At 27.7% G+C, this 23160-nt stretch carries 17 protein-coding genes; all 17 read left to right on the plus strand.

The genetic code is table 4. The annotated features are described in order from the left end of the window. The first annotated feature begins 19 nt into the window (after positions 1-19). The 17 genes from AACL10_RS00475 (at position 20) to AACL10_RS00555 (ending at position 23160) form a co-directional block, all read left to right on the plus strand. Positions 20-2191: an ATP-dependent helicase gene (locus AACL10_RS00475; RefSeq protein ID WP_338985271.1), complete on the plus strand. Its 2172-nt coding sequence runs from the start codon at positions 20-22 to the stop codon at positions 2189-2191. Between the two features lie 89 nt (positions 2192-2280). Next, on the plus strand, positions 2281-2544 hold the full coding sequence (locus AACL10_RS00480) for an HPr family phosphocarrier protein (RefSeq protein WP_020836037.1): 264 nt from the start codon (positions 2281-2283) through the stop codon (positions 2542-2544). A gap of 538 nt (positions 2545-3082) precedes the next feature. Beyond that, positions 3083-4105, plus strand: a complete 1023-nt coding sequence (gene nrdF, locus AACL10_RS00485; RefSeq protein ID WP_338985275.1) for a class 1b ribonucleoside-diphosphate reductase subunit beta — start codon at positions 3083-3085, stop codon at positions 4103-4105. Positions 4106-4108: 3 nt separating this feature from the next. Then, on the plus strand, positions 4109-4567 hold the full coding sequence (gene nrdI / locus AACL10_RS00490) for a class Ib ribonucleoside-diphosphate reductase assembly flavoprotein NrdI (RefSeq protein ID WP_338985277.1): 459 nt from the start codon (positions 4109-4111) through the stop codon (positions 4565-4567). Position 4568: 1 nt separating this feature from the next. Continuing rightward, complete coding sequence (nrdE, locus tag AACL10_RS00495; RefSeq protein WP_338985279.1) at positions 4569-6734, plus strand: class 1b ribonucleoside-diphosphate reductase subunit alpha; 2166 nt, start codon at positions 4569-4571, stop codon at positions 6732-6734. 95 nt (positions 6735-6829) lie between these two features. Further along, positions 6830-7576, plus strand: a complete 747-nt coding sequence (locus AACL10_RS00500; protein WP_338985280.1) for an ABC transporter ATP-binding protein — start codon at positions 6830-6832, stop codon at positions 7574-7576. A 157-nt stretch (positions 7577-7733) separates the two neighbouring features. Beyond that, a complete protein-coding gene (locus tag AACL10_RS00505; protein ID WP_338985282.1) occupies positions 7734-9653 on the plus strand; it encodes a hypothetical protein in 1920 nt (639 codons plus the stop codon). A gap of 15 nt (positions 9654-9668) precedes the next feature. Further along, positions 9669-10421, plus strand: a complete 753-nt coding sequence (locus AACL10_RS00510; protein ID WP_338985284.1) for an ABC transporter ATP-binding protein — start codon at positions 9669-9671, stop codon at positions 10419-10421. Further along, complete coding sequence (locus tag AACL10_RS00515) at positions 10422-12338, plus strand: hypothetical protein (protein WP_338985286.1); 1917 nt, start codon at positions 10422-10424, stop codon at positions 12336-12338. It abuts the gene before it with no gap. Between the two features lie 94 nt (positions 12339-12432). Continuing rightward, positions 12433-14478 carry an ABC transporter ATP-binding protein/permease gene (locus AACL10_RS00520; RefSeq protein WP_338985288.1) on the plus strand — a complete coding sequence of 682 codons (2046 nt, stop codon included), beginning with the start codon at positions 12433-12435 and terminating at the stop codon, positions 14476-14478. Positions 14479-14480: 2 nt separating this feature from the next. Beyond that, positions 14481-15143 (plus strand): hypothetical protein, encoded by a 663-nt coding sequence (locus AACL10_RS00525; RefSeq protein ID WP_338985289.1) that lies wholly within the window; start codon positions 14481-14483, stop codon positions 15141-15143. A gap of 83 nt (positions 15144-15226) precedes the next feature. Next, on the plus strand, positions 15227-16945 hold the full coding sequence (ptsP, locus tag AACL10_RS00530; RefSeq protein WP_338985290.1) for a phosphoenolpyruvate--protein phosphotransferase: 1719 nt from the start codon (positions 15227-15229) through the stop codon (positions 16943-16945). A 101-nt stretch (positions 16946-17046) separates the two neighbouring features. Beyond that, the gene (locus AACL10_RS00535) at positions 17047-17523 is read left to right on the plus strand and encodes a PTS glucose transporter subunit IIA (protein WP_338985291.1); all 477 of its coding nucleotides are present in this window, start codon (positions 17047-17049) and stop codon (positions 17521-17523) included. 77 nt (positions 17524-17600) lie between these two features. Next, positions 17601-18605, plus strand: coding sequence for a CPBP family intramembrane glutamic endopeptidase (locus AACL10_RS00540; protein ID WP_338985293.1), 1005 nt, complete (start codon positions 17601-17603; stop codon positions 18603-18605). A gap of 15 nt (positions 18606-18620) precedes the next feature. Next, positions 18621-19514 (plus strand): pseudouridine synthase, encoded by an 894-nt coding sequence (locus AACL10_RS00545; RefSeq protein WP_338985295.1) that lies wholly within the window; start codon positions 18621-18623, stop codon positions 19512-19514. A gap of 37 nt (positions 19515-19551) precedes the next feature. Next, the gene (locus AACL10_RS00550) at positions 19552-21465 is read left to right on the plus strand and encodes a hypothetical protein (protein WP_338985296.1); all 1914 of its coding nucleotides are present in this window, start codon (positions 19552-19554) and stop codon (positions 21463-21465) included. 81 nt (positions 21466-21546) lie between these two features. Continuing rightward, positions 21547-23160 carry a hypothetical protein gene (locus tag AACL10_RS00555; RefSeq protein ID WP_338985298.1) on the plus strand — a complete coding sequence of 538 codons (1614 nt, stop codon included), beginning with the start codon at positions 21547-21549 and terminating at the stop codon, positions 23158-23160.

A 23160-nucleotide genomic window follows, 5' to 3' on the forward strand; every position in this document is an offset into this window, starting at 1 on the left:
AGTTATAGGAGTTATTTATATGATAGAAAATTTATTAAAAGAGTTAAATGATGAACAACTTGATTCTGTAATTACTACAGATGTTCCTTTGAGAATTATTGCAGGAGCTGGAAGTGGTAAAACAAGAGTTATAACAACTAAAGTTGCTTATCTAATTGAAAAAGAAAAAATATTCCCTTCTAAAATTTTGGCAGTAACATTTACAAATAAAGCTGCTCAAGAAATGAGAGATAGGGTTAAAAAAATAATTCCAGACTTAGACAGATATCCTACCATAACTACATTTCACTCTTTTTGTGTAAGAGTTCTTAGAGAAGATTGTGAATACATTGGTATATCAAAAGACTTTACAATCATTGATACTTCAGATCAAACAAAAATTATAAGAGACATTTGTAAAAACTTAGATATAAGTAGTGATAAAAATAAACCAGAGAAAAAAATATTATCTAGAATAAGTAACTGAAAAAGTAAACAACTTTCATGAGAAGAAGCTTATGAAGAAACTTTTAATGTCGCTGAAAAAAAATGAGCAAAAGCTTATAGAGATTATGAACAATATTTAAACGAAAAAAATTATTTAGACTTTGACGACTTAATTTTAAAAGTACATAAGTTGTTTAATGAAAATATTGATGTAAGAGAAAAATGAAAAAATAGATTTGATTACATAATGGTTGATGAGTTCCAAGATACTAACTATACTCAATTCGATTTAGTAAAGTGACTAACTGGAACAAGAAATAATCTTACAGTTGTTGGAGATCCTGACCAAACAATTTATTCATGAAGAGGAGCTAAGGTTAATATTATTCTTAACTTTAAAAATGAATTCAAAAACTCAAGAACAGTTATGCTTACAGAAAATTATAGATCTACAAAACCAATTTTAGATATTGCAAATGATTTTATAGACAATAATAAAAATAGAGAAAAAAAAGATATCTTCACTCAAAAAAAAGAAGGTGAGATAGTTCATGTTAAGGAAGTTGCTTCTAGAAACTTTGAAGCTAAGTTTGTTTCTAAAAAAATAAAAGAATTAATAGAAGAAAAAAATTATAAATATTCTGACATTTATGTTTTATATAGAACAAACGCTTGATCTCAAGAATTCGAAAAGGAATTTCAAAATCAAAAAATACCATTTCACTTAATAGGTGGATTTAAATTTAGAGATAGAAAAGTTATTAAAGATGTAACTGCTCTTTTAAGAGCTGTTGTATTTAAAGATGATTTGGCTATGGATAGAATATTTAGTTTCACTCCAAAAGTTGGAGCGGTAACAGCGGCTAAATTAAAACAAGCAGCATATGAATTTGATGTTAATTTATTTGATTTTTTAACAAACCATAAAGAAGAAGTTTACTCTATTTCTAAAAACCTAAATGATTTAATAAATTGTTTAATTAAAGGAAGAAAATTATTTGAAGAAAATAAAAGTCTTCTTGAATTAACAGAGGTTATGGTTAAAGAATCTGGTTATAGAGATAGATTGGATTTAAAAGATAAGGAAGACGTTGAATCAATCCAAAACTTAGAAGCTTATTATGATCAAATGGAAAAATATGATGAAGCTTATAATGAAACTGAAAATGAATTAAATAGAGCAGTTACTTTCTTACAAGAAGAAGCTTTATCAAGTGATGAAGAAAATCAAGTTGAGATTAATAAAGTAACTTTACTTACAATTCACTCTGCTAAGGGGCTTGAAAATAAAGTTGTATTTATAGTAGGTTTAAATAAAGATGTATTCCCATCAAAAATGAGTTTCCTATCTATGGAAAGTCTTGAAGAAGAAAGAAGGGCCTTCTATGTTGCCATTACAAGAGCACAAGAAATGCTTTATATTTCTTATGTTTCTGGAGAATATTCATATATATCAAGTGGTGAATTAGGACCATCAAGATTTATTCAAGAACTAAATCCAGAGCTATATGAGATTGAGAAAAGCATATATTTCCACTCAAATACAGAAACTTCAAGTGGTTATAGAGGAAAAGCTAACTTAGAGTCTAAACCTACAAAACTAGATGCTGGTGTTCTTAAGGGGGATAAAATTAAGCATATGATATTTGGAAAAGGTAATGTTATTAAAATTATTGAAAAACATATATCTGTAGCTTTTGACGATCCAAAACAAGGTGTTAAGATGATACCCATAAACTCAAGCTCTTGAGAAAAAGTGGAATAAATTTAACTTAAAATAACAAGAAATTGAAAAATTTTTCTTGTATATGATTCTTTTTTCTATAAAATAATAAGTGTTAAGGAGGATAATATATGACTTCATTCACAGCTACTGTAATTGATCCAGTTGGTTTACACGCTAGACCTGCATCAGTTTTAACTAAAGAAGCTTCAAAATTCGCATCAGAAATTAAAATCAAATGTGGAGATAAAGAAGGTAACTTAAAATCAATTATGAACGTTATGGCACTTGCTGTTAAAACAGGTGCTGAAATTACAATTGAAGCAAATGGCGAAGACGAAAACGAAGCTATTGAGGCAATTGAAAAAGCAATGAAAGATAACTCAATTATCTAATATTAATAAGACCAATTTGGTCTTTTTTTATTCCTGAATAGAAAATTTTCTAATCTCAAAAAACCCTTATTTTAAAGGGTTTTTTACACGTTAAAACATACTCAAATTTATTTTTTTTTATAAAAAGAGTGGTTTTTTTCTTTTTTTTAGTTATAACAATATAGAACTAAAACACGCAATTCAAAAAAGAGAACGGTAATTTGGTGAAACTCCAAAACTGTACCAGCACCTGTAATAAGGAAATGAATTTAATTCATTAGAATTTGAGTCAGATACCTAATCTTTATATATAAATCTTTTACTGGCTATAAAAGAGAGTATTTACAAAATAATATTTTAGCCGCGATACAAACATCGTGTTTTTGTTTCACTAAAAAATGTATTTTTATACATAATGTATTTGTGAAATGATATTTGTACAATTATCATTTTTAACAACCCAAAATTTAGGTATTAATTATAATTCTAGGCGCCTTTAAGGCGCAAGATCTATTTAAGAAAATAAATAGAAAATAGAAAAAGGAAAGGCAATAAACTTATGGCAAAGAAAAAAAATCAATATTATTATGATTCTCTTTCTCCAATAGAATTTGCAATGAACAAATTCAATGGAAGAATGAGATCAGTTAACTGAAATGTTATGAATGACGATAAAGATTTAGAAGTTTGAAACAGAGCTACACAAAACTTCTGATTACCTGAGAAAGTACCAGTTTCAAATGACTTAGTATCATGAAAAACATTAACTCCTGAATGACAAGAGTTAATCACTAGAACTTTTACTGGACTAACATTGTTAGATACTATCCAAGCAACTGTTGGAGACGTAGCTCAAGTTCCTAACTCACTTACAGATCATGAACAAGTTATATATACTAACTTTGCATTCATGGTAGCTGTTCACGCTAGATCTTATGGGACAATATTCTCTACATTATGTTCAAGTGAACAAATAGAAGAAGCTCATGAATGAGTTATAAACTGTGACAGTTTACAAGAAAGAGCAAAGGCTTTAATTCCTTACTATGTAGGTAATGATCCTTTAAAATCAAAAGTTGCAGCAGCACTTATGCCAGGTTTCTTGTTATATGGTGGTTTCTACTTACCATTTTACTTATCAGCTAGGGGTAAATTACCAAACACATCTGACATAATAAGATTAATTTTAAGAGATAAAGTTATCCACAACTACTACAGTGGTTATAAATACCAAAGAAAAGTTGAAAAACTATCTCCTGAAAAACAAGCAGAAATGAAAAAATTCGTATTTGATTTATTATACGAATTAATAGATTTAGAAAACAAATTCCTATACGAACTATATGATGGTTTTGGAATAGCAGAAGATGCTGTAAGATTCAGTTTATATAATGCTGGTAAATTCTTACAAAACTTAGGTTATGAATCACCATTTACAGAAGAGGAAACAAGAATTGAGCCAGAAATATTCACTCAATTATCAGCTAGAGCTGATGAAAATCACGATTTCTTCTCAGGAAATGGTTCATCATACGTTATGGGTGTAACTGAAGAAACATCAGACGAAGACTGAGAATTCTAATAAATGCACGATGACGTTATTAAGATATCTGAAAAAGATGTCATAAGACCAAAAGGAAAAGTATTTGTTGTATACTTTTCATCAATTTCAAACAACACCCATAGATTTATGGAAAAATTAGACGTAAATGACGCTAGAATTCCTTATGAATTAGACGAAGAATTAATTGTAGATAAGGAATATGTTTTAATTACTCCAACGTATGCTGGAGGGGGCGGAGACACAAAAGGGGCTGTACCAGCTCAAGTTGTAAAATTTTTAAATAACGAAACTAATAGGAATTTGTGTAGAGGAGTCATTGCATCTGGTAACACCAACTTTGGAGATACCTTTGCAATAGCGGGACCAATAATTTCAAAGAAATTAGGAGTGCCGCTACTTTACCAATTTGAACTTTTAGGTACTAAAAATGACGTTGATACAATAAGGGAAATCTTAGAAGATTTTTGAAAGGAAAAATAAAATGAACAAAGATAACGTTAAGAATTTATCTGGTACTAATGAATCTGATGAATATATCAAATTAAATGCTAGAGCAAAATTATTTGTTCCTGGGCAAGACAACTTTAAATTAGATATTCAAGCAGCTGAGTTATACATGAAAGAACACATTGAACCAAACATGATGAAATTTGGATCAACAAAAGAAAGAATTGATTATTTAGTTACAAATCAATACTATGATGATGAAGTAATCGCTAAATATTCAATGGAAGAAATCGATGAGTTAACAAAATATGCTTACTCATTTGAATTTAAATTCCCAAGTTTCATGGGAGCATTAAAATTCTTTAATGCATATGGATTAAAAACTTTTGATGGAAAACAATACCTAGAAAACTACGAAGATAGAGTAGTTTCAAATGCAATGTTTTTAGCTGGAGGAAACTTTGAAAAAGCTAAAAACATATTAAGACAAATTATCTTAGGTAGATTCCAACCTGCAACTCCAACATTTTTAAATGCTGGTAAAAAACAAAGAGGAGAATATGTTTCTTGTTATTTATTAAGAGTAGAAGACAACATGGAATCAATTGCTAGAGCAGTTACAACATCACTACAATTATCAAAACGTGGTGGAGGGGTTGCTTTATGTTTAACTAACTTAAGAGAGTTTGGTGCACCAATTAAAAATATTGAAAACCAAGCAACTGGAGTAATTCCGGTAATGAAAATCTTAGAAGATTCATTCTCATATGCAAATCAATTAGGTCAAAGACAAGGTGCTGGAGCTGTTTACTTAAATGTTCACCACCCTGACATTATGTCTTTCTTAGATACAAAAAGAGAAAATGCTGATGAAAAAATCAGAATTAAATCATTATCATTAGGAGTTGTGGTTCCAGATATTACTTTCGAATTAGCAAAAGAAAACAAAGATATGGCATTATTTAGTCCTTATGATGTTGCTAAAGTTTATGGAAAACCTTTCTCAGATATCTCAGTAACTGAAGAATATGAAAACATGGTTAACAATCCAAAAATTAAAAAAACATACATTAATGCAAGAAAATTATTCCAAGCAATAGCTGAATTACATTTCGAAAGTGGTTACCCATACTTATTATTCGACGATACTGTAAACAACAGTAATGCACACCCAGTAGCAGGAAGAATTGTTATGAGTAACTTATGTAGTGAAATTGTTCAAGTTTCAACACCAAGTGAATTTAACACTGACCTATCTTTCTCAAAAACAGGTGAAGATATTTGTTGTAACTTAGGAAGTATGAATATTGCAAAAACAATGGAAAGTGGAGAAGAGTTCTCAGAAGTTATCTATAACTCAATTCTTGCTTTAGATCACGTTTCAAGAAACAGTGATTTATCAAGTGCTCCATCAATTGAAAATGGAAATAAAAATAACCATGCTGTTGGTTTAGGAGCAATGAACTTACACGGTTTCTTAGCTACAAACCACATCTACTATAATTCACCAGAAGCTGTAGACTTTACAAATATGTTCTTCTACACAATGGCATACCATGCATTTAAAGCATCAAATAAATTAGCTAAAGAATTTGGTTCATTTGCTGGATTTAAAATTTCTAAATTTGCTGATGGTTCATACTTTGAAAAATACACAAAATGTGAAGAAAACAAATGAACACCAGAATCAGATACAGTTAAAGAATTATTTGAAAAAAATAAAGTTTCAATTCCAACTCAAAAAGATTGAATTGAATTAGCAGAAGAAATCAAAAAAACTGGATTAGCAAACTCACACTTGATGGCAGTTGCTCCAACAGGATCAATTAGTTACTTATCATCATGTACACCAAGTTTACAACCAGTAGTTGCACCAGTTGAAGTTAGAAAAGAAGGAAAACTTGGAAGAGTTTATGTTCCTGCTTACAAAATTGACTTTGACAACATGGGATACTACTCACTTGGAGCATATGAGGTTGGACCAGATCCAATTATCGATATAGTAGCTGCAGCTCAACAACACGTTGACCAAGCTATTTCATTAACATTATTTATGACAGACCAAGCAACAACAAGAGACTTAAACAAAGCATATATTAGAGCATTCAAAAAAGGATGTGCATCAATATACTACGTAAGAGTTCGTCAAGAAGTTCTTGAAGATAGTGAAAACTACGAATGTGACGCTTGTGTAATCTAAAAAAATAAAAGCCCTAAAAAGCTTTTATTTTTTTATTTTATTGAAAAAAAAAAAAAAAACTTTATAGGGTATAATTTTAATTAGAGGGAAAAAATATGATTGAGATAAAAAATATATCCAGAAAATTAGGGAATTTTGGATTAGACAATGTTAGTTTTAACATTAGAAAGGGCTCAGTAGTTGCGTTCGTTGGGGATAACGGAGCTGGTAAAACAACAACTATTAAAGCGCTTTTTGGTGAACTTAAATTGGATAGTGGAGAAATATTAATTGATGGACAAGACTTATTTAAAAATAATAACTTGTCTAAAGTTGCTTTCTTTCCAGATTCAAACAATGTACCCCTAGACATAAAAATACATGAATATTTACAATATATTTGTGCAGCAAATAACATGGACAAAGACAGAACAGATTTAAGTATTGATAATGTATACAGATTATTAGAACTTAGACCTTATAAAGATAAAAAAATTAAAGAGCTTTCATCGGGATGAAAAAAGAAAGCTATCATGGCAAGCGTGTTAGTAAGATCACCTGAATACATAATTTTTGACGAACCAACAGCTAATGTTGATGTTGAATCTAAAATGTATTTCATGGATATTTTCAAATTACTTTCAAAAGTGGGTATAACAATACTTATAACAAGTCACATTATTGAAGAACTTCAAGAACTTGCAAATTATTTGGTTTTAATTAAAAAAGGACAAATAGTTTATGCAAATGATTTTGATAAAACAAAAGAACATATTATGGATGTTTATAAAAAACATATGAATGAACTTATTAAAGACTTACACATACTAAGAGATTTATATAATAAAAAGGATAAAAAGTAATGGAAAAAGATTTAAAAAAATAAGTGAACAAAAAACTCAGACAAACTTTAATAAAGAAGTTAAAAATTTTTTTCTACTTTATAGAATAAATTTAAAATTAAGTCTTAAAGATACTGGTTCAATAATAAGTGGAATTGTATTCACAATAATAGTTTCAATGTTTTTTGTTTTAGAATTCACAAATATAATCGTATCAGGATCATCAGCTGAATATGGAACATATAAAGTACTTGTTTATACCTTAGGATCTTCTTCGTTAATATTTCACATTTTACTTAATTCACTTTACTTGTTCAAAAAACAAGTTAAAGACGGAATTGCGTCAATTGAACTTAGAGCTGGTTTTAAAACATGAAAATCTTATTTAATTAGAGTTTTAATAATTTTTTCAACAGCATTGGTTTATATTGGGATTACCTTGGGTGTTTCAATAATACTTAATGCAACAAGTATAAAAGATATTAAATTATTCTTTAATTTACAATATTCACAAGTGTTCTTTTTAGCATTTTTAGCATTTTTTTCTACTTTAATAATGACTGTTGCAATGATTTTATTTAAAACTTCAATGGCTACAATGTTTGCAATGGTTTATATGATAACTATTGCTTTAGCTCCTATAACAGCTTCATTTAGTTATTTGATGAAAGAAATTGAAGATAACAATTATAAAACAAACATAAGAATAATATCGGGTGCTAATTTTTACAATCAATTCAAAAGTAATGAAAATTTATTTAATGATAAGGGTGAAAATGATGAATCTATAACAAATTCAGCAATTAATGATTACGTTGAAAAAGCACTTACACCTATAGCTAATGAGAAAGAAGGCAATTATAGCGCTTATAATAAATCAGGAAATGAGATTGAAGGTTTTTCATTAAGACATAATGTTAAATATAATAATCTTCAAACTTCTAAAAACATTGAAAATTCAAAATCTAGTACAATTCTTACAAGAAATTTAGGTTTAGGTCAAGTTTATTATAACTACAATGTTTTTGGTGAAGAAAAATACGCTAATAAAGATTATCTTCTAGAAGGAACTCCTATTTGAAACGTATTAGAACCTATTAATGAATATGTATATGACAATAGATATAAACTAAATGCAACAAATAAGGGAGAGATTTCTTCAATCTTTGTTAAGCAACCAAAATATAGTTGATGGTCTAAGGTTGATAGTAAAAACATTAACATAAATAACTTTGTTAATGAAATCTCTAGTGGATTACCTGAACAAAGAGAGTTGTTAAAATTAATTGAGAAATTTTACAACTCTTATAAAAACATATTTCCAACTTTTGATAAAAGAGGGAGCTCTTGAGGTTGAGATGAACAAAAAAGTGCAGCTTATAATGATATATTAGATAGTGCTTTATTGGATTCAACTAGAGATCCAATCTCCTCTTATTATGGAGATTTAAATTTCTATTCATGAGAAGAATTTTACACAAATAATAATTCTAATTCGTATTATTCTTCTTCATTTAATTTTAATCAGGTAAGTGATGGTGAAAAGGGCCAAAGAAAAGAATTATATAAAAATAAAGTTTGATCTGAACAAAATAATGAAGTTATAAATAAAAATAACGAAATGGCCCAAGTTTATAACGATTTTCCTGAACTAACAATAATAAATCAACTAATAATAAGTTTATGAAGAATGGCTATGGATTTTGATATATTTAGAACTGGTGAACTAGATTCATCACTATATGAATACTACAACACAACTGTTGCATCAAATTCTTTAAAAACAGATGTTTTTAGACACTTTGCAGCTATGTCTACAGGATTGTTCTCGGATGCATTATACAATGATTTATTTAATGTTTCTAATGCAACTTTCTATCAAGGTCAATTTTATACAATTAAAAATATCTTTGATTTTGAAAATTTTAGTTATACAAATAAAGCAAAGAATGTTGCAATGCAACCAGCTTATCAAAATATAAAAATAAAAACAAAAAAACAATTTTTAATACCACTAGCATACTTTGTTTATATTGTTCTAATATCTCCTTTAGGATATGTTGGTTACATTATATTTAACAAAAAAGCTAAATTATAGAAAGGAGCTTTAAAAATGATTGAAATAAAGAATATAACTAGAGATTTAGGTGGTTTTGTTATAAACCAAGTAAGTTTTAAAATTAAAAAGGGATCTGTGGTTGCTTTTGTTGGCGACAATGGTGCTGGAAAAACAACAACTATTAAAGCTCTTTTTGGAGAACTTAAATTAGAGCAAGGCGAAATCTTAATCGATGGAGAAAGCGTGTTTGAAGAAGAAAACCTTCAAAGGATTGCCTTTTTCCCAGATTCAAACAGTGTACCTTTAAACATGAAAGTTAAAGATTATGTTTCTTATGTTTGTGCTGTTAACGGAATGTCAAAAGAAGAAGCACAAGACGCAGCAAATAAAATATTTGCAATGCTTTCATTAGAACCTTATATTAATAAAAAAATAAAAAGCTTAAGTGCTGGATGAAAAAAAAGAGCTATTATGGCAAGTGTTCTTGTTAGAACTCCCGAATATATAGTTTTTGACGAACCAACTGCTAATGTCGATGTTGAAGCTAAGTTGTCTTTTATGAATATTCTTCATGAGCTATCTAAAATCGGAGTAACAATTTTAATCACAAGTCATATTCTTGAAGAATTGCAAGAAGTGGCTAACTATGTAGTGTTTATCCGTGAAGGCGAAATTGTTATGGAAAAAGATTTTGATAACAAAAAAGAATCCATTGCAGAACTGTATAAAGCTGTTATGGCAGAAAAAGATAACAAAGAAAAGCTTTTAAAAGAGATTTATAACCCAAACGAAAGGGTGGTGGTTTAAATGTCAGAAGTAACACTAAATTTGAAAAAAATAAAAAAACAAAAATCATCTAAAAACAAAAGTTTAGATAATAAATTTAATGGATTCAAAACTCTATATTTAATAAATTTAAAAAGATTAATTAGAAATAAAGCAATTATTGCAATGGCTATTTTATCTCTATTGGTAACATTAACGATGTCTACAATAGTTTCTAAATCAATGAAAAATCCTGAAGATGCTTCCTCTCTTGGAATAATAATAGTTTCTGTTCAATTTATATGTGAGGTATTTTTCTTTATTGTATTCATGATAATACTGTCTTCTGAATTGATAAAAAAACAATTGTTAGAAGGTATTCAAAATATTGAAATAAGATCAGGAATGAGTCGTTCAAAATCTTTTCTATTAAGATTTTATGTATTTATTACATTTACAATGGCTTTAGCGCTTGCTAATGCAGTTTTAAAAATAGCTTTATCTACTGAAGTTGTATTTCAATTTAATGCACTTTCTCTAGTTATCCTAAGCACAAGTTTATTCTTTTTCTTTATTGGAATTGTATGAACACCAGTAGTTTTTTTAATCACAATTATATGTTCTATAGCTTGAAGTGTTATGTTAAATATATTTATAACAATGATTTTAGTAATGTCTGGAATGTTTTCTTCTATGGACGCGCTTTTGGATAACTACAAAATGGATAACTACAAAATGGTTCAAAAAACAAATTTAAAATTAAGTATAGGAAATTCATTTTATCAAACTTTAAAAAATGAGAGTGATGATTCTATTAAAGCTTTATTTAATGATGATGATGGTGAAGGAAACTCGTTGATTTCAAAAAATTTAAATAAAAACCTAATTGATGCAAAATTAAATGAAGAAAATAAATATAAATTTAAGTCAACTTCAATATATTATTTGGAAAATATAATTAATAATGGTGGTTCTTCTAATTCACAAGAATTCATCGAAATTAAAAAATCTTTTGAAGCATCTCTTTATGGTGGGATATTCAACGTTAATTATAAGAATGATAAAACAAGTGATATTTATAAACCTTTATTAAATACAAGTATTTACAATGTTTTAAATGAAATATTTGAGACTGTTGAAGCAGGAATGAAAACAGATGATAATAAACCTCCTCTATCTTTACCTGGTTATAATGGTGGTTATATGCATGAATATGGTTATGACAGTAAATTTCACAACATTTCTCCATTATTAAATTGAATCATCAAACAACCCGACACTAAAAAATATAAAAAATTATTAAACTGGGTTGATAGTTTTTACTCAAAATATAAATTTGTAATACCTTCAAATAAATATACTTATGATAAAAATAAACCATTTATTTTTAAGTCTAATTTCAGTGATAATAATTACTTTTTAAATGAAGATGAAAATAAAGAAATTCAAAAAGTTTATAAAAGATATCCAGAGCTAATGATAATTAATGAGATCATAGCTGAATCTTGAATTGCTTCTATGGTTTCAAGAGCTGAATTGGGGTATTCTGGATATAATCCTGGATATGGAAAAGAATTTAAAGATGCAAACCAAACTTATGCACAATACCAAGAATGAACAAACCAATCAATTATGAAAAATAATTTAAACATTTTTCAACATTTTTCAACAATTCATTCACAATTATTGGGTTCAAACGAAGTAAAAGATATTTTATTTAAGGATTCTTTATTTGGTTATACAGGTTTAACAACTGGTTATAAAAATATTGAAGATTTATCTGTTGTTGATGCAAGAGAATTTAAAGACGATCAACCATTAACACCTGTGTTTGAAAAAGTTCAATTACAAAAAAAGAGTGGATTTTTAGTTTCTGTTGCTATGATAATATATTTATTAATTGGAACAGCTGGTATGTATTTAATTTACTTACTATGATCTAGAAAATCAAAAATATAGAAACACCAAAAGGTGTTTTTTTATTTATTTGTATAACTACATTTAAAAGTTAAGTTGTTTAATATATAATTTATATTACTAGGAGAAAATTTATATGGAAAATAACTTTTTTGTCAGATATGAAAAAGACGAATATTTAGTTAATTTAACAGAAGCTACTGACTTTAAAAAAAGTAAGGGCTTCTTTGGTCTTTGATTTTTTTATTGAAAAAAATATAAAGTTAAAGCTATAGCTATTATTCTTTTAATAGCATTGGCTTCGGCTATCTCTGTTTTTAACATTTTAGTTACTAGACAAGTAACTGCTATTCTTGTGGCAGAAACAATGTTAAGTACTTTTAAAGACCCAAATATGTTAGTTGATATAGTTAATCAATTATTAATTGATAGTGAGACCGCTAAATTAACTCAAGAACAAATTGACGCTCTTACTAAATTTTTAACAGAACATACAATATCTGATGCGGTAATCGAAATAGTTCTTCAAAAACATTACTTTGACTACATAGTGGTTGAAGAAGGAATAGCTAAAACTGCATTTCTATGATTTACTGTAAGTAAAATGCAATGGGTTGGAGTTTTACTTGGAAGTATTACAGCAATCATTATAATAATTTATGTTGCATACTGTTTATGTGGAGATATTGGTGAAGATGCCAATACTGACTTAAAAAATAAAGTTGTAAAATCTTTATTGCATAAAAACATTGAATTCTACAACAATAATTCACAAGGTAAAATTACAGAAACAATTGTTAAAGATGTAAAAAACATAGCAAATCAATTAAAAGTTGCTCCACTTATTATAGTTTTCATTATTTGTACAACTTTAGGTTCTATTGCGATGTTGGTTTATATAGACGTAATTATAGCGTTGCTAATGTTTGCTTTAATTTTCTTCGTTTTAATATTAGCTGTTCTTGCAGTTCTTTGTATTTCAAAACCAATGAAAAAAAGTATGGAAGCAAGATCAAAACACGATTCTGAAATTACAGAAAAAATTGCAGCAATTAGACTTGTTAAATCAAGTGGTAGCTGAGAAAGAGAAGTAAAAGAAAACAACATAGAAACAGATAAAAATAACAGAACAAACAAAAAATTAAATCTTGGTATTTCTGTTATTCCTGGAATCATTGTTGGGGCAATGGGGTGTTTAACTCTATCTTCAATGATATTTGGTATATTTGTTTATGGAGATAATACTCAAAAATTAATAACAGTTTTCTCATCATTTACAGCTGGAACTTTTGTTATGGTTACTCCAATTTTCCAATTAAATACAATCTTACAAAGTATTAGTGAAACAAATAAATCTTCACAAAACATTGGAGATATAATAAATGATGAAAATGATGTAATTGAAAAAGAAAACACAGTTTCAATTGAAAACAATCAAATAAATTCTATTGAATTTAAAAATGTTACATTTTCTTACCCATCAGCACCAGATGCTCCTGTTGTTAAAGATTTAAATTTAACTTTAGAACAAGGAAAATCTTATGCTTTTGTTGGTCCATCAGGAAGTGGTAAATCTACTGTAACTAGATTGATTATGAGATTCTATGAAGAATTTGAAGGTCAAATAAGCATTAATGGTAAAACAGAAATTAGAGATATTGATTTAAAAAACTGAATGGATAGCATTGGTTATGTTGATCAAGAACCTCAAATTCTTTCTGCAACAGTTAAAGAAAACTTAAGATATATAAAAATGGATGCAACAGATGACGAAATCATTGAAGCATGTAAAAAAGCAAAAATTCACGATCTAATTATGGACTTACCAAATGGTTATGATACTTTCTTACAAGAAAGAGGAAAACAACTAAGTGGTGGTCAAAAACAAAGAGTAGTTATTGCTAGAATGTTCTTAAAAAATCCAAGTTTAATTATTTTAGACGAAGCTACAAGTGCTTTAGATAACTTAGTTGAAAAAGAAATATCTGCAGAGCTAGATAAATTAATTGTTGGTAAAACTACAATAGCTATCGCTCACAGATTAAGTACTATTAAAAATTACGACAAAATATTTGTTTTAGATACAAACAAACAAATAGCCCAAACAGGTACTTTTGATGAATTAATCAAAAAACCAGGTCTGTTTAAAGAACTTTATGAAGTAGGTAAGGAGGAAAAATAGATATGAAAAAAATTACTAAAATATTTAATCCTTCAAATAACTGAAAGACAACATTTTATCTTTTTATAGTAGTTTCTATTTTAACTTTCTTTTTAGCTGCTTTCATGGGCTATCAATTCACAAATGAAGACGGATCTGAGACTTATAAATTATTTTCTTGATCTCAAAATACAAAAAATTTAAGTGAAATTCACGAAATATTTAAATATAGACCAGAAATAGTTGCTGGGGAAAAACCTATAATTCCAATTTATGAAACTAGTCATATTTATGCATTAATTTCAAATTATAACTTATTAGCATTAATATTGTGATTCATAATACCTATAGCTTTTACATTAAACCACTTTAGATTAATTCATTTAGTTTGTAAAACAAGAAGAACAGCCAATGCATCAATTGTATTAATGTCATCATTTGTTTTATTGATACTTGTAATTAACTATTGAATTGGTTATTTTGGTTGAATTAATATACTTAATGAAAATCAATATCCTTTAAATGGAAAATTCAAAGAATGAGGTTATAACTGAAGAACTGTTCTTCAACAAACTATCTTGATAGTTGGAATTGCAATGATGGTTGCTATGTCTTCGTATAATGTTTTTGTTGAAACAAAAACTAAATATGTAAGTATTTCTAAAAAAAATCAAACAGCAGACTAAATGCTGTTTTTTTATACCTAATTTTTTAACTTTTGAAACTTATAATTGTGTATAATATATTTGTTTAACAGGAGGTTATATTAATGACTAACAAATTATCAGGAATTGGAGCAAGTAATGGTATATCAATAGCAAAAGTGTACATACTTGATGAACAACCAATCATTATTTCAAAAGAAAAAACAACTAACGTTGAAAGTGAACTTTCAATTATTACTTCTTCAATTGAAAAAGCTAAATCTGATTTAGAAAGCTTACAAGCAATTGCAAAAGAAAAATTAGGAGAAGAAAAAGCTGCTATTTTTGAAGCTCATGCATCAATTTTAGAAGATCCAGCTATGGCTGAAGAATTTACTGCCTTAGTAAAAGACCAAAGTTATAATGCTGCACAAGCAATCAAAGAGGTTGCCGACAAATACATTGCTATGTTTGAAGCAATGGATGATGATTATTTTAAAGAAAGAGCTGCAGATATAAAAGACGTAACTGAAAGATTAATTAGATACGTTTTAAATATGCCAGTTGCTGATTTAGCAACAATAGCTGAAGAAGTTATTATTGTTGCAGAAGACTTAACACCCTCACAAACTGCTCAATTAAATCCAAAATTTGTAAAAGGATTTGCATGTAATATTGGAGGAAGAACTAGTCATGCTGCTATTATGGCAAGAAGTTTAGAAATCCCTGCAGTTTTAGGATTAAAAACAATCTTACACGATGTTAAAGAAGGAGATGTTTTAGCATTAAATGGTGAAACAGGAGATGTTGAAATAAACCCATCTAATAAAGCTGAGTGAAAAAAATTAGCAGAAAACTTTGCAAAAGAAAAAGAAGAATTACAAAAACTTAAAGATCAACCAACTTTAACAAAAGATGGTTTTGATGGTTTTGTTTTAGAAGGTAATATTGGAAGTCCAAAAGACGTTGCTGCTGTTTTAGAAAATGGTGGAGAAGCTGTTGGGTTATTCAGAAGTGAATTCCTATATATGGACAATGATCACTTCCCAACAGAAGAAGAACAATTCGTTTCATACAAAAAAGTTGTAGAAGAAATGAATGGAAAACTTACTGTTATTAGAACTTTAGATATTGGTGGGGATAAAAAATTATCATATTTCTCATTCCCAGAAGAAATGAACCCATTCTTAGGTTATCGTGCTATTAGATTTACTTTAGATAGAAAAGATATCTTTAGAGATCAAATTAGAGCTTTATTAAGAGCTAGTGCATTTGGACCTGTTGGAATTATGTTCCCAATGATAGCAACTGTAGACGAATTCTTGGCTGCAAAACAATTTACATTAGATTGTAAAGCAGAATTAGAAAAAGAAGGTCACAAAATTGGTGATGACTTAGAAATTGGTATGATGGTAGAAATACCTGCAGCTGCAGTTAATGCAGAAAACTTTGCAAAACATGCAGATTTCTTCTCAGTAGGAACTAATGACTTAATTCAATATACAATGGCTGCAGATAGAATGAGTGAAAATGTAACTTATCTATACCAACCATATAACCCATCAATTTTAAGATTATTAAAAATGACAATAGATGGAGCACACAAACACGGTAAATGAGCTGGAATGTGTGGAGAAATGGCTGGAGAACCAGATGCTATTCCTTTATTAATGGGATTAGGATTAGATGCTTATTCAATGTCAGCAACAAGTATTTTAAAAGCAAGAAGCATTATGTCAAAACTTACTTTAAAAGAAACACAAGATTTAGCTAATAAAGCACTTGAATGTGAAACATCAGATCAAGTATTAAAATTAGTTAAAGAATTAATGCAAGATAAATAATTTTTAAAAGAAATGATTACTCATTTCTTTTTTTATTGGTTGAAAAAATACAATAATACTATATTTTTATTGTAAAATAGAATTGAGGAGAAAATAATATTATGGGATTATTTACAAAAAATAAAAACTTAGACGTATTCGCACCAGTTGATGGTGAAGTAATCGATCTATCAAAAGTTGAAGACGAAGTGTTTTCAGAAAAAATGTTAGGGGACGGATTGGCTATTGTTCCTGAAAACGGAGAATTTGTAGCTCCAATAGATGGTAAATTAGTAACTGTTTTTCCAAGTGGTCACGCATATGGGATTGCTAATTCAAATGGTGTAGAAATTTTATTACACATTGGTTTAGACACAGTTTCACTAAATGGTGAAGGATTTGATATTAATGTTAAACAAGGTCAAAATGTTAAACAAGGAGACTTATTGGTTGAAGTTGATATTGAAAATGTTTCAAAAAAAGTTCCTTCAATGCAAACACCATTAATTTTCACTACTGATTCAATGAGTGGAAGAAGTTTTGAAATTGTTAAAACTGGAAAAGTTAAAAAAGGTGACTTAATAGCTCAAGTTAAATAAAGGTTAAAAAACCCTACAAAGGGTTTTTTATTTTTTTTATATCTAAATTTAGTAGTAAAATTAAATAAGGTGATTTTATGGAAACAAACTCAAAGAGTTTAAAACAAAAACATAACGAATTAAGAAGTAAAGCCTTTGATTTAAGTGAAGAAAATAAATTTAGATTTGATATATTAAATTATAAGACTGATGGAATGATTTTTGTTGCATCAACCATAATAGTTCCTTTAATATTATCTGTATTTATAGCATTTATAATACCAACATCAACTTCAGAAATAGGTGAGACGGTATTTTTCTCAACTTACACAATTTCTATTTTAGTAGGGTTAGTTTTCAATTGCATTAGAAATAAAGCTGGATTTTTTAAAAATGGATATTCATGAATATATATGTTCATTTTAGCCCCGACGGTTGTGGCTACATTTGTTGGTATTTTTGCAAACCTTATTTTTAAAATAGAAATAAGCAATTCTGAAAATGTAGGGACTCAGTTTGTTAACGTTATTTCAATGCTTATTACAGAAATTGTGATAATAATTTTAGCTTTAAAGTACGATAGAAAATTATTTGGAAGAATAAAAGAGACTTTAAAAAATAAATGAAAAGAACTTATTATAATTACTATTTTAGGCTTTATAATAATGTTTTTAATAGTCAATATATTTTTCTCAGCTTTCATTGAAGGTTATTTAATTGGTGCAAGCCAAAGCGACAATCAAAATACATTAGTTTCAATTATAAAAGGTGAGCACGGTAGTTCGATCAAAATATCATATGCAATACTTCTTTTTGTATTTTCTGTATTGGTAGCTCCTTTATGTGAAGAAATAAGTATGAGAAATAGTTATAATCTAAATGCATCAAATAGATGACTAGGCTTTGTTGCAAGTTCAATGTTTTTTGGATTCGTCCACTATGGTCAATCATTTGATTTTGAACATATGTTAAGTTATACAGCAGCTGGTTTCGTGCTTTCTGGAATATTCTTGTATACTAAAGGTAATATGACTTATTCATGAATTGTTCATACTTTAAATAATTTAGTTGCCTTCATATTGTTGTTTGTAACTACAAAATAAGAAAAGAGGTCACTTATGACAAAAATAAAAGTCAATCAAAATGACGTAGATCAAACAGTTTTTAATTTTATTAAAAAGAACTTTAAATCAACAAACCTATCAATAATCTATAAGTGATTCAGAAAAGGGAAAATCAAAATAAATGAGGTTAGAATAAAAGACACTAAAGTTAAGATAAAATTTGGTGATGAAATAACAATTTATGATAGTAGTCAAGCAGAAAAAAGAGACCAGTTTGAAGAGGTTGATTTTTCTGATTTAGAGATTATTTATGAAGATGAAAACTTATTAATTGTAGATAAACAACCAAATTTAGAAGTGCACTCACCAATAAATGTAAACTTAGATCAGATGGTAAAAAGTTATTTAAAAGACAAAGGTGAATACAAACCAGAAGAAGAAAACAGTTTTGTAATAAGTCATGTACATAGAATAGATAAGTTAACAAAAGGTTTGGTTGTTTATGCTAAAAACAAAATAACTTTAGATATATTATTAAAGGAATTAAATAACAAAAGTAAGTTTGTGAAGCTTTACTTAGCTAAAACAGAAAACCAAAACCTTCAAACAGGAAAAATAAATGGTTATATAAAATATGACAATGATAATCAAAAGGCTAGATTTAGAATTGAAAAATTCAATAATACTAAAAAAGTAGAGCAAATTAATACTTTAATAGATCCTGAAAATAATATATATGAAATACAAATATTAACTGGTAGAAAACACCAAATAAGAGCTGTTTGTGACTTTTACAAAGCTCCAATATGTAAAGATTTTAGATATGGAGCAAAAAGAAGTCATTTAAGAGAAATAGATCTTATTGCATATAAAATAATTTTAGATGGATTTGAAGACCATTTAGCCTACTTAAATGGTAATGAATACAAATCAAAATATACTTTTTAATGTTAAAATAAAAATAATGTAATAAGGGGGTTGGAAAATGGTATCTACAAGACAAGGCATATTTAGTGTAATTGTTGGTACAACAATCTCTACTCTAAATGCCATAATTCAATTTTTAACTATGTACTGAGTTTTAGAAAAATTCGGAACAGAGTTTAACGGGTTTGTGCGTTTGGTAACATCTTTTTCTGCAATTATTGCAACAGCTGAAGGGGCTCTTGGAATAGCAGCATCAATTTTACTTGTAAAACCGCTTGTAAACAATGATTGAATTAGTGCAAATGAAATATACTCAACAGCAAAAAAAAGTTTTAAAAGATCAGCTGTTGTGGGTCTTATATTAGTTACTTTAACAGCTGTAGGATATCCTCTATATGCAGGTATTAATTCAGGTGGTGGAAATTTAATGGACCCTGGTTCATGACATAACCCAGGAATAGGTTTATCTGGAACTGCAAATGGGTTTGCTCCATATTGACAACTAATACTTGTTGCTCTAATCTTTGGTACAAAAAACTTTGTATCAGCATACTGATTTAGTGTTTATGAAACAATAATTGTGGCAGACAATAAAAACGTTATAAGAAGAATAACTATTTTATTTACTGACTTATTGGTTAGTGGTTTAACATTCTTCTTACTTGCTAAGGTAAATAATCCAATTATTCCTTTCATACCAACTCTTTTATATTCACCTGTAAAAGGACTTTTAATATACTTATATGTTAAGAAAAAATACCTATGATTAAAATATTATAAGGACTTTAATAGTTTTAAACTTAATACAACACAAAGTAAAATATCTTGATCAACATTGGGTGGTACACTTCTTTTAAATTCAGATATAGCAATAGTTTCTGTTATTTTAGGATTGAACGTCTCTTCTGCTCTTTCTTTATATCTTGTTGTGGCCTTAAATGTTAGGTTGATAATGACAAATTTCGTTGTTTCATTTAGAGAATTCTTTGTAACTTTAGTTGCAAAAAGAGGAAGAATAAACTGAGATAGTTATGCAAAATATGAGCTTTATACATATTTGATAGCTGCATTTACTTTTATTAATATGGCGATTCTTTCTCCTTATTTTGTTAGTGCCTTATATTGAAAAAATATTGTTCCTCCTGAAAATTATGCAGGTTCAACAATAGACCTACCAAGTTTAAATGCATTTAAATTTATGTTCCATACGCCTAAATTTTCAATATTATATGCTGCTGTAACTGCTTTTGCTATATTATGTGATGGTCAAATGACATTAATTCAGGCAAAAGGAAGGTATGGAGAAGTATCTAAGTTCCAAAATATAATAGGAATAATATATGTAATAACAGCCCCTTTAGTAACTTTCATATTAGTTACAACAGGTGTTGGTGGAGAAATGAAACTTGTTATAGGTATCATTGCTATGTATACAATTAAATTGTTATGTCTAGTTATCAGATATGGATATTTATGAGTTTATGTATGAAAATATGTAACCTATAATTCAAATAAAAAACATGTTTTAAACAACTTCATGATATTGATTGTTCCAACCGTTATGGCAGCTATATTGAATGTTTTATTAATATCTAAAAAAATGGATATTGAACAATCAACAATGGGGACAAATATTGCGCCTCTAGTAGCATTGTTCTTCGGTTCTATTTTTGTATCAATGTTTGTTCTTATCTTATTTTCTTATATATTAAATGCAAAAGCATTTAATGGATTGATAAAAAATCTACCAATAGTGCAAAAAATAATTTTAAAAAGATCAACAGAAGCAAGACAAAAACGTTTTGAAGAATACGGAATAGATGTTGAAGAAATTGTTGATAAAGGTGATCAAATTTCTCAGGCAATGTATGGAATTGAAGAACCAACGCTTTCAAGTGAGATATTAAATGAATCAACAGAAATTAATATAAATCCAAAAAACGAAAAAATATATGTTTTAAAAGGTAAATAAATCAGCAATAGCTGATTTTTTATTTGGTTTTTAAGAATATTTAAAGTGGTGCAAGATGCTATAATTTATAAAGGTGAGAATATGTTAGTAAGTTCGTTATTTATAGCAATTGGAATTTCAATGTTATATCTATTTATGTTTTATACATCTGGTTTGATTACTTTGGAATTATTCAAATTTAAGATAAAAAACTACTTTGTGGCAATTGCTACAGGTTTTTTCAGTTACTTTACATTTTTATCAGTTTGTACATTTCCTTTACAACTTATTTCTGTTTTACCTTATGTTTTCTTCATCTATTATATATTTGCTATATCTGTAATATACTTACTTTTCTGTTTTGTGTTTATGAGATTTTGATTAAATACAAACTTCTTTAAAATGGACTCTTTATTGTTTCTGGGTGTTGTAGCTATTTTCATAACTATAGATTATGTTTCGATGAATTATATTTCAAATGAAAATTTCAGTAGACATAAAAATACACTTGCAATATTATATTGATTGAAAGATAACCCGGTTTCTTTCTTCAATGACTCTACTTTATTTAACTTTTTGGGATTTAGACCTTTCCAAGGATGATATAGTTTTCAATTATCAACAATAATGATGGTAAATGCACAACCTTATCAGTATAAAGATTTACTTGTTCCTATGACTTTGATCTTAGATGCTTTTGTGCTATCTTCTATTTTTGCAACTTTTTATGAATCATTTTGTCAAAAAGATAAGTTTAAAAATAAATCACTTATTTTTGTTTCAAGTTTATTATTATTTGTAATAACAAGAATAGTTCTTTGAAGAATGGACTACTCAATATTTAGTGGTGAAATAATGTTGTTATACTTAATATTGTATGCAACAACTATGCTGTTAAGGTATACAACGTTTAATAACAGGGAAAGATACAATCCTATATTAGTTGGTATTATTTTAGGTGGGTACATATCTTTTTCATGAGACAGTTCATATCAAATTTTATTCTTGCTTTACGCTTTTATTTTTACAATACAAAGAAGATTCACTCAAAACTTCACTAAAGATATTTTGAAAATAGCTTTATTCCCAATGTTTGGATTTATATTCTATAACATTATTTTAAGCTTGTATCTGCAGGTAGTTATATTTGGTGGAATCTTATTTGTTATGATAATAACCACATACCTAATGAATAAAAATTATAGTTTTGTAGTTAAGTTTGAAACATTTTTGGAAAACAGAAATACATTCACTGTATTGTTTGTACCAATTTTCTTTATGACTATATCAACAGCATTCATTTTAGCTTTTAATGAAAACATAATGTCAGAAAGTTATAACTCATTAAATATTTTATACATGTGATTATCTTTTATTAAAAATAATATTGCAAAGCAACTAATTACATTTATTATATCGATGTCATTATTGGCAGCATCTATAGTTTGAGTTTTCTTTAGAAAAAAAATCAAACATGATTTACTTTCAAATATAGTAGACTTATTTTTAATAAGTTATTTAACTTTTTATAATCCAATTTCTGTTAGATTCATAAATACCTTTTATCCAAAAATGTTTGAAACAAATGGTATAGTTCTTCTGGTATTGTTGTTTGTAATGATAAACTCAGTTCCTTATGTGATTAAGACAAAGAAAGAAAAACAAAATACTAGCGAAGTTGTTGTTATAAAAAAATATTCAAGATTAATTTTTTAG

This window comes from Spiroplasma endosymbiont of Diplazon laetatorius (assembly GCF_964019625.1).
Taxonomy (GTDB): Bacteria; Bacillota_I; Bacilli_A; order Mycoplasmatales; family Mycoplasmataceae; genus Spiroplasma_A.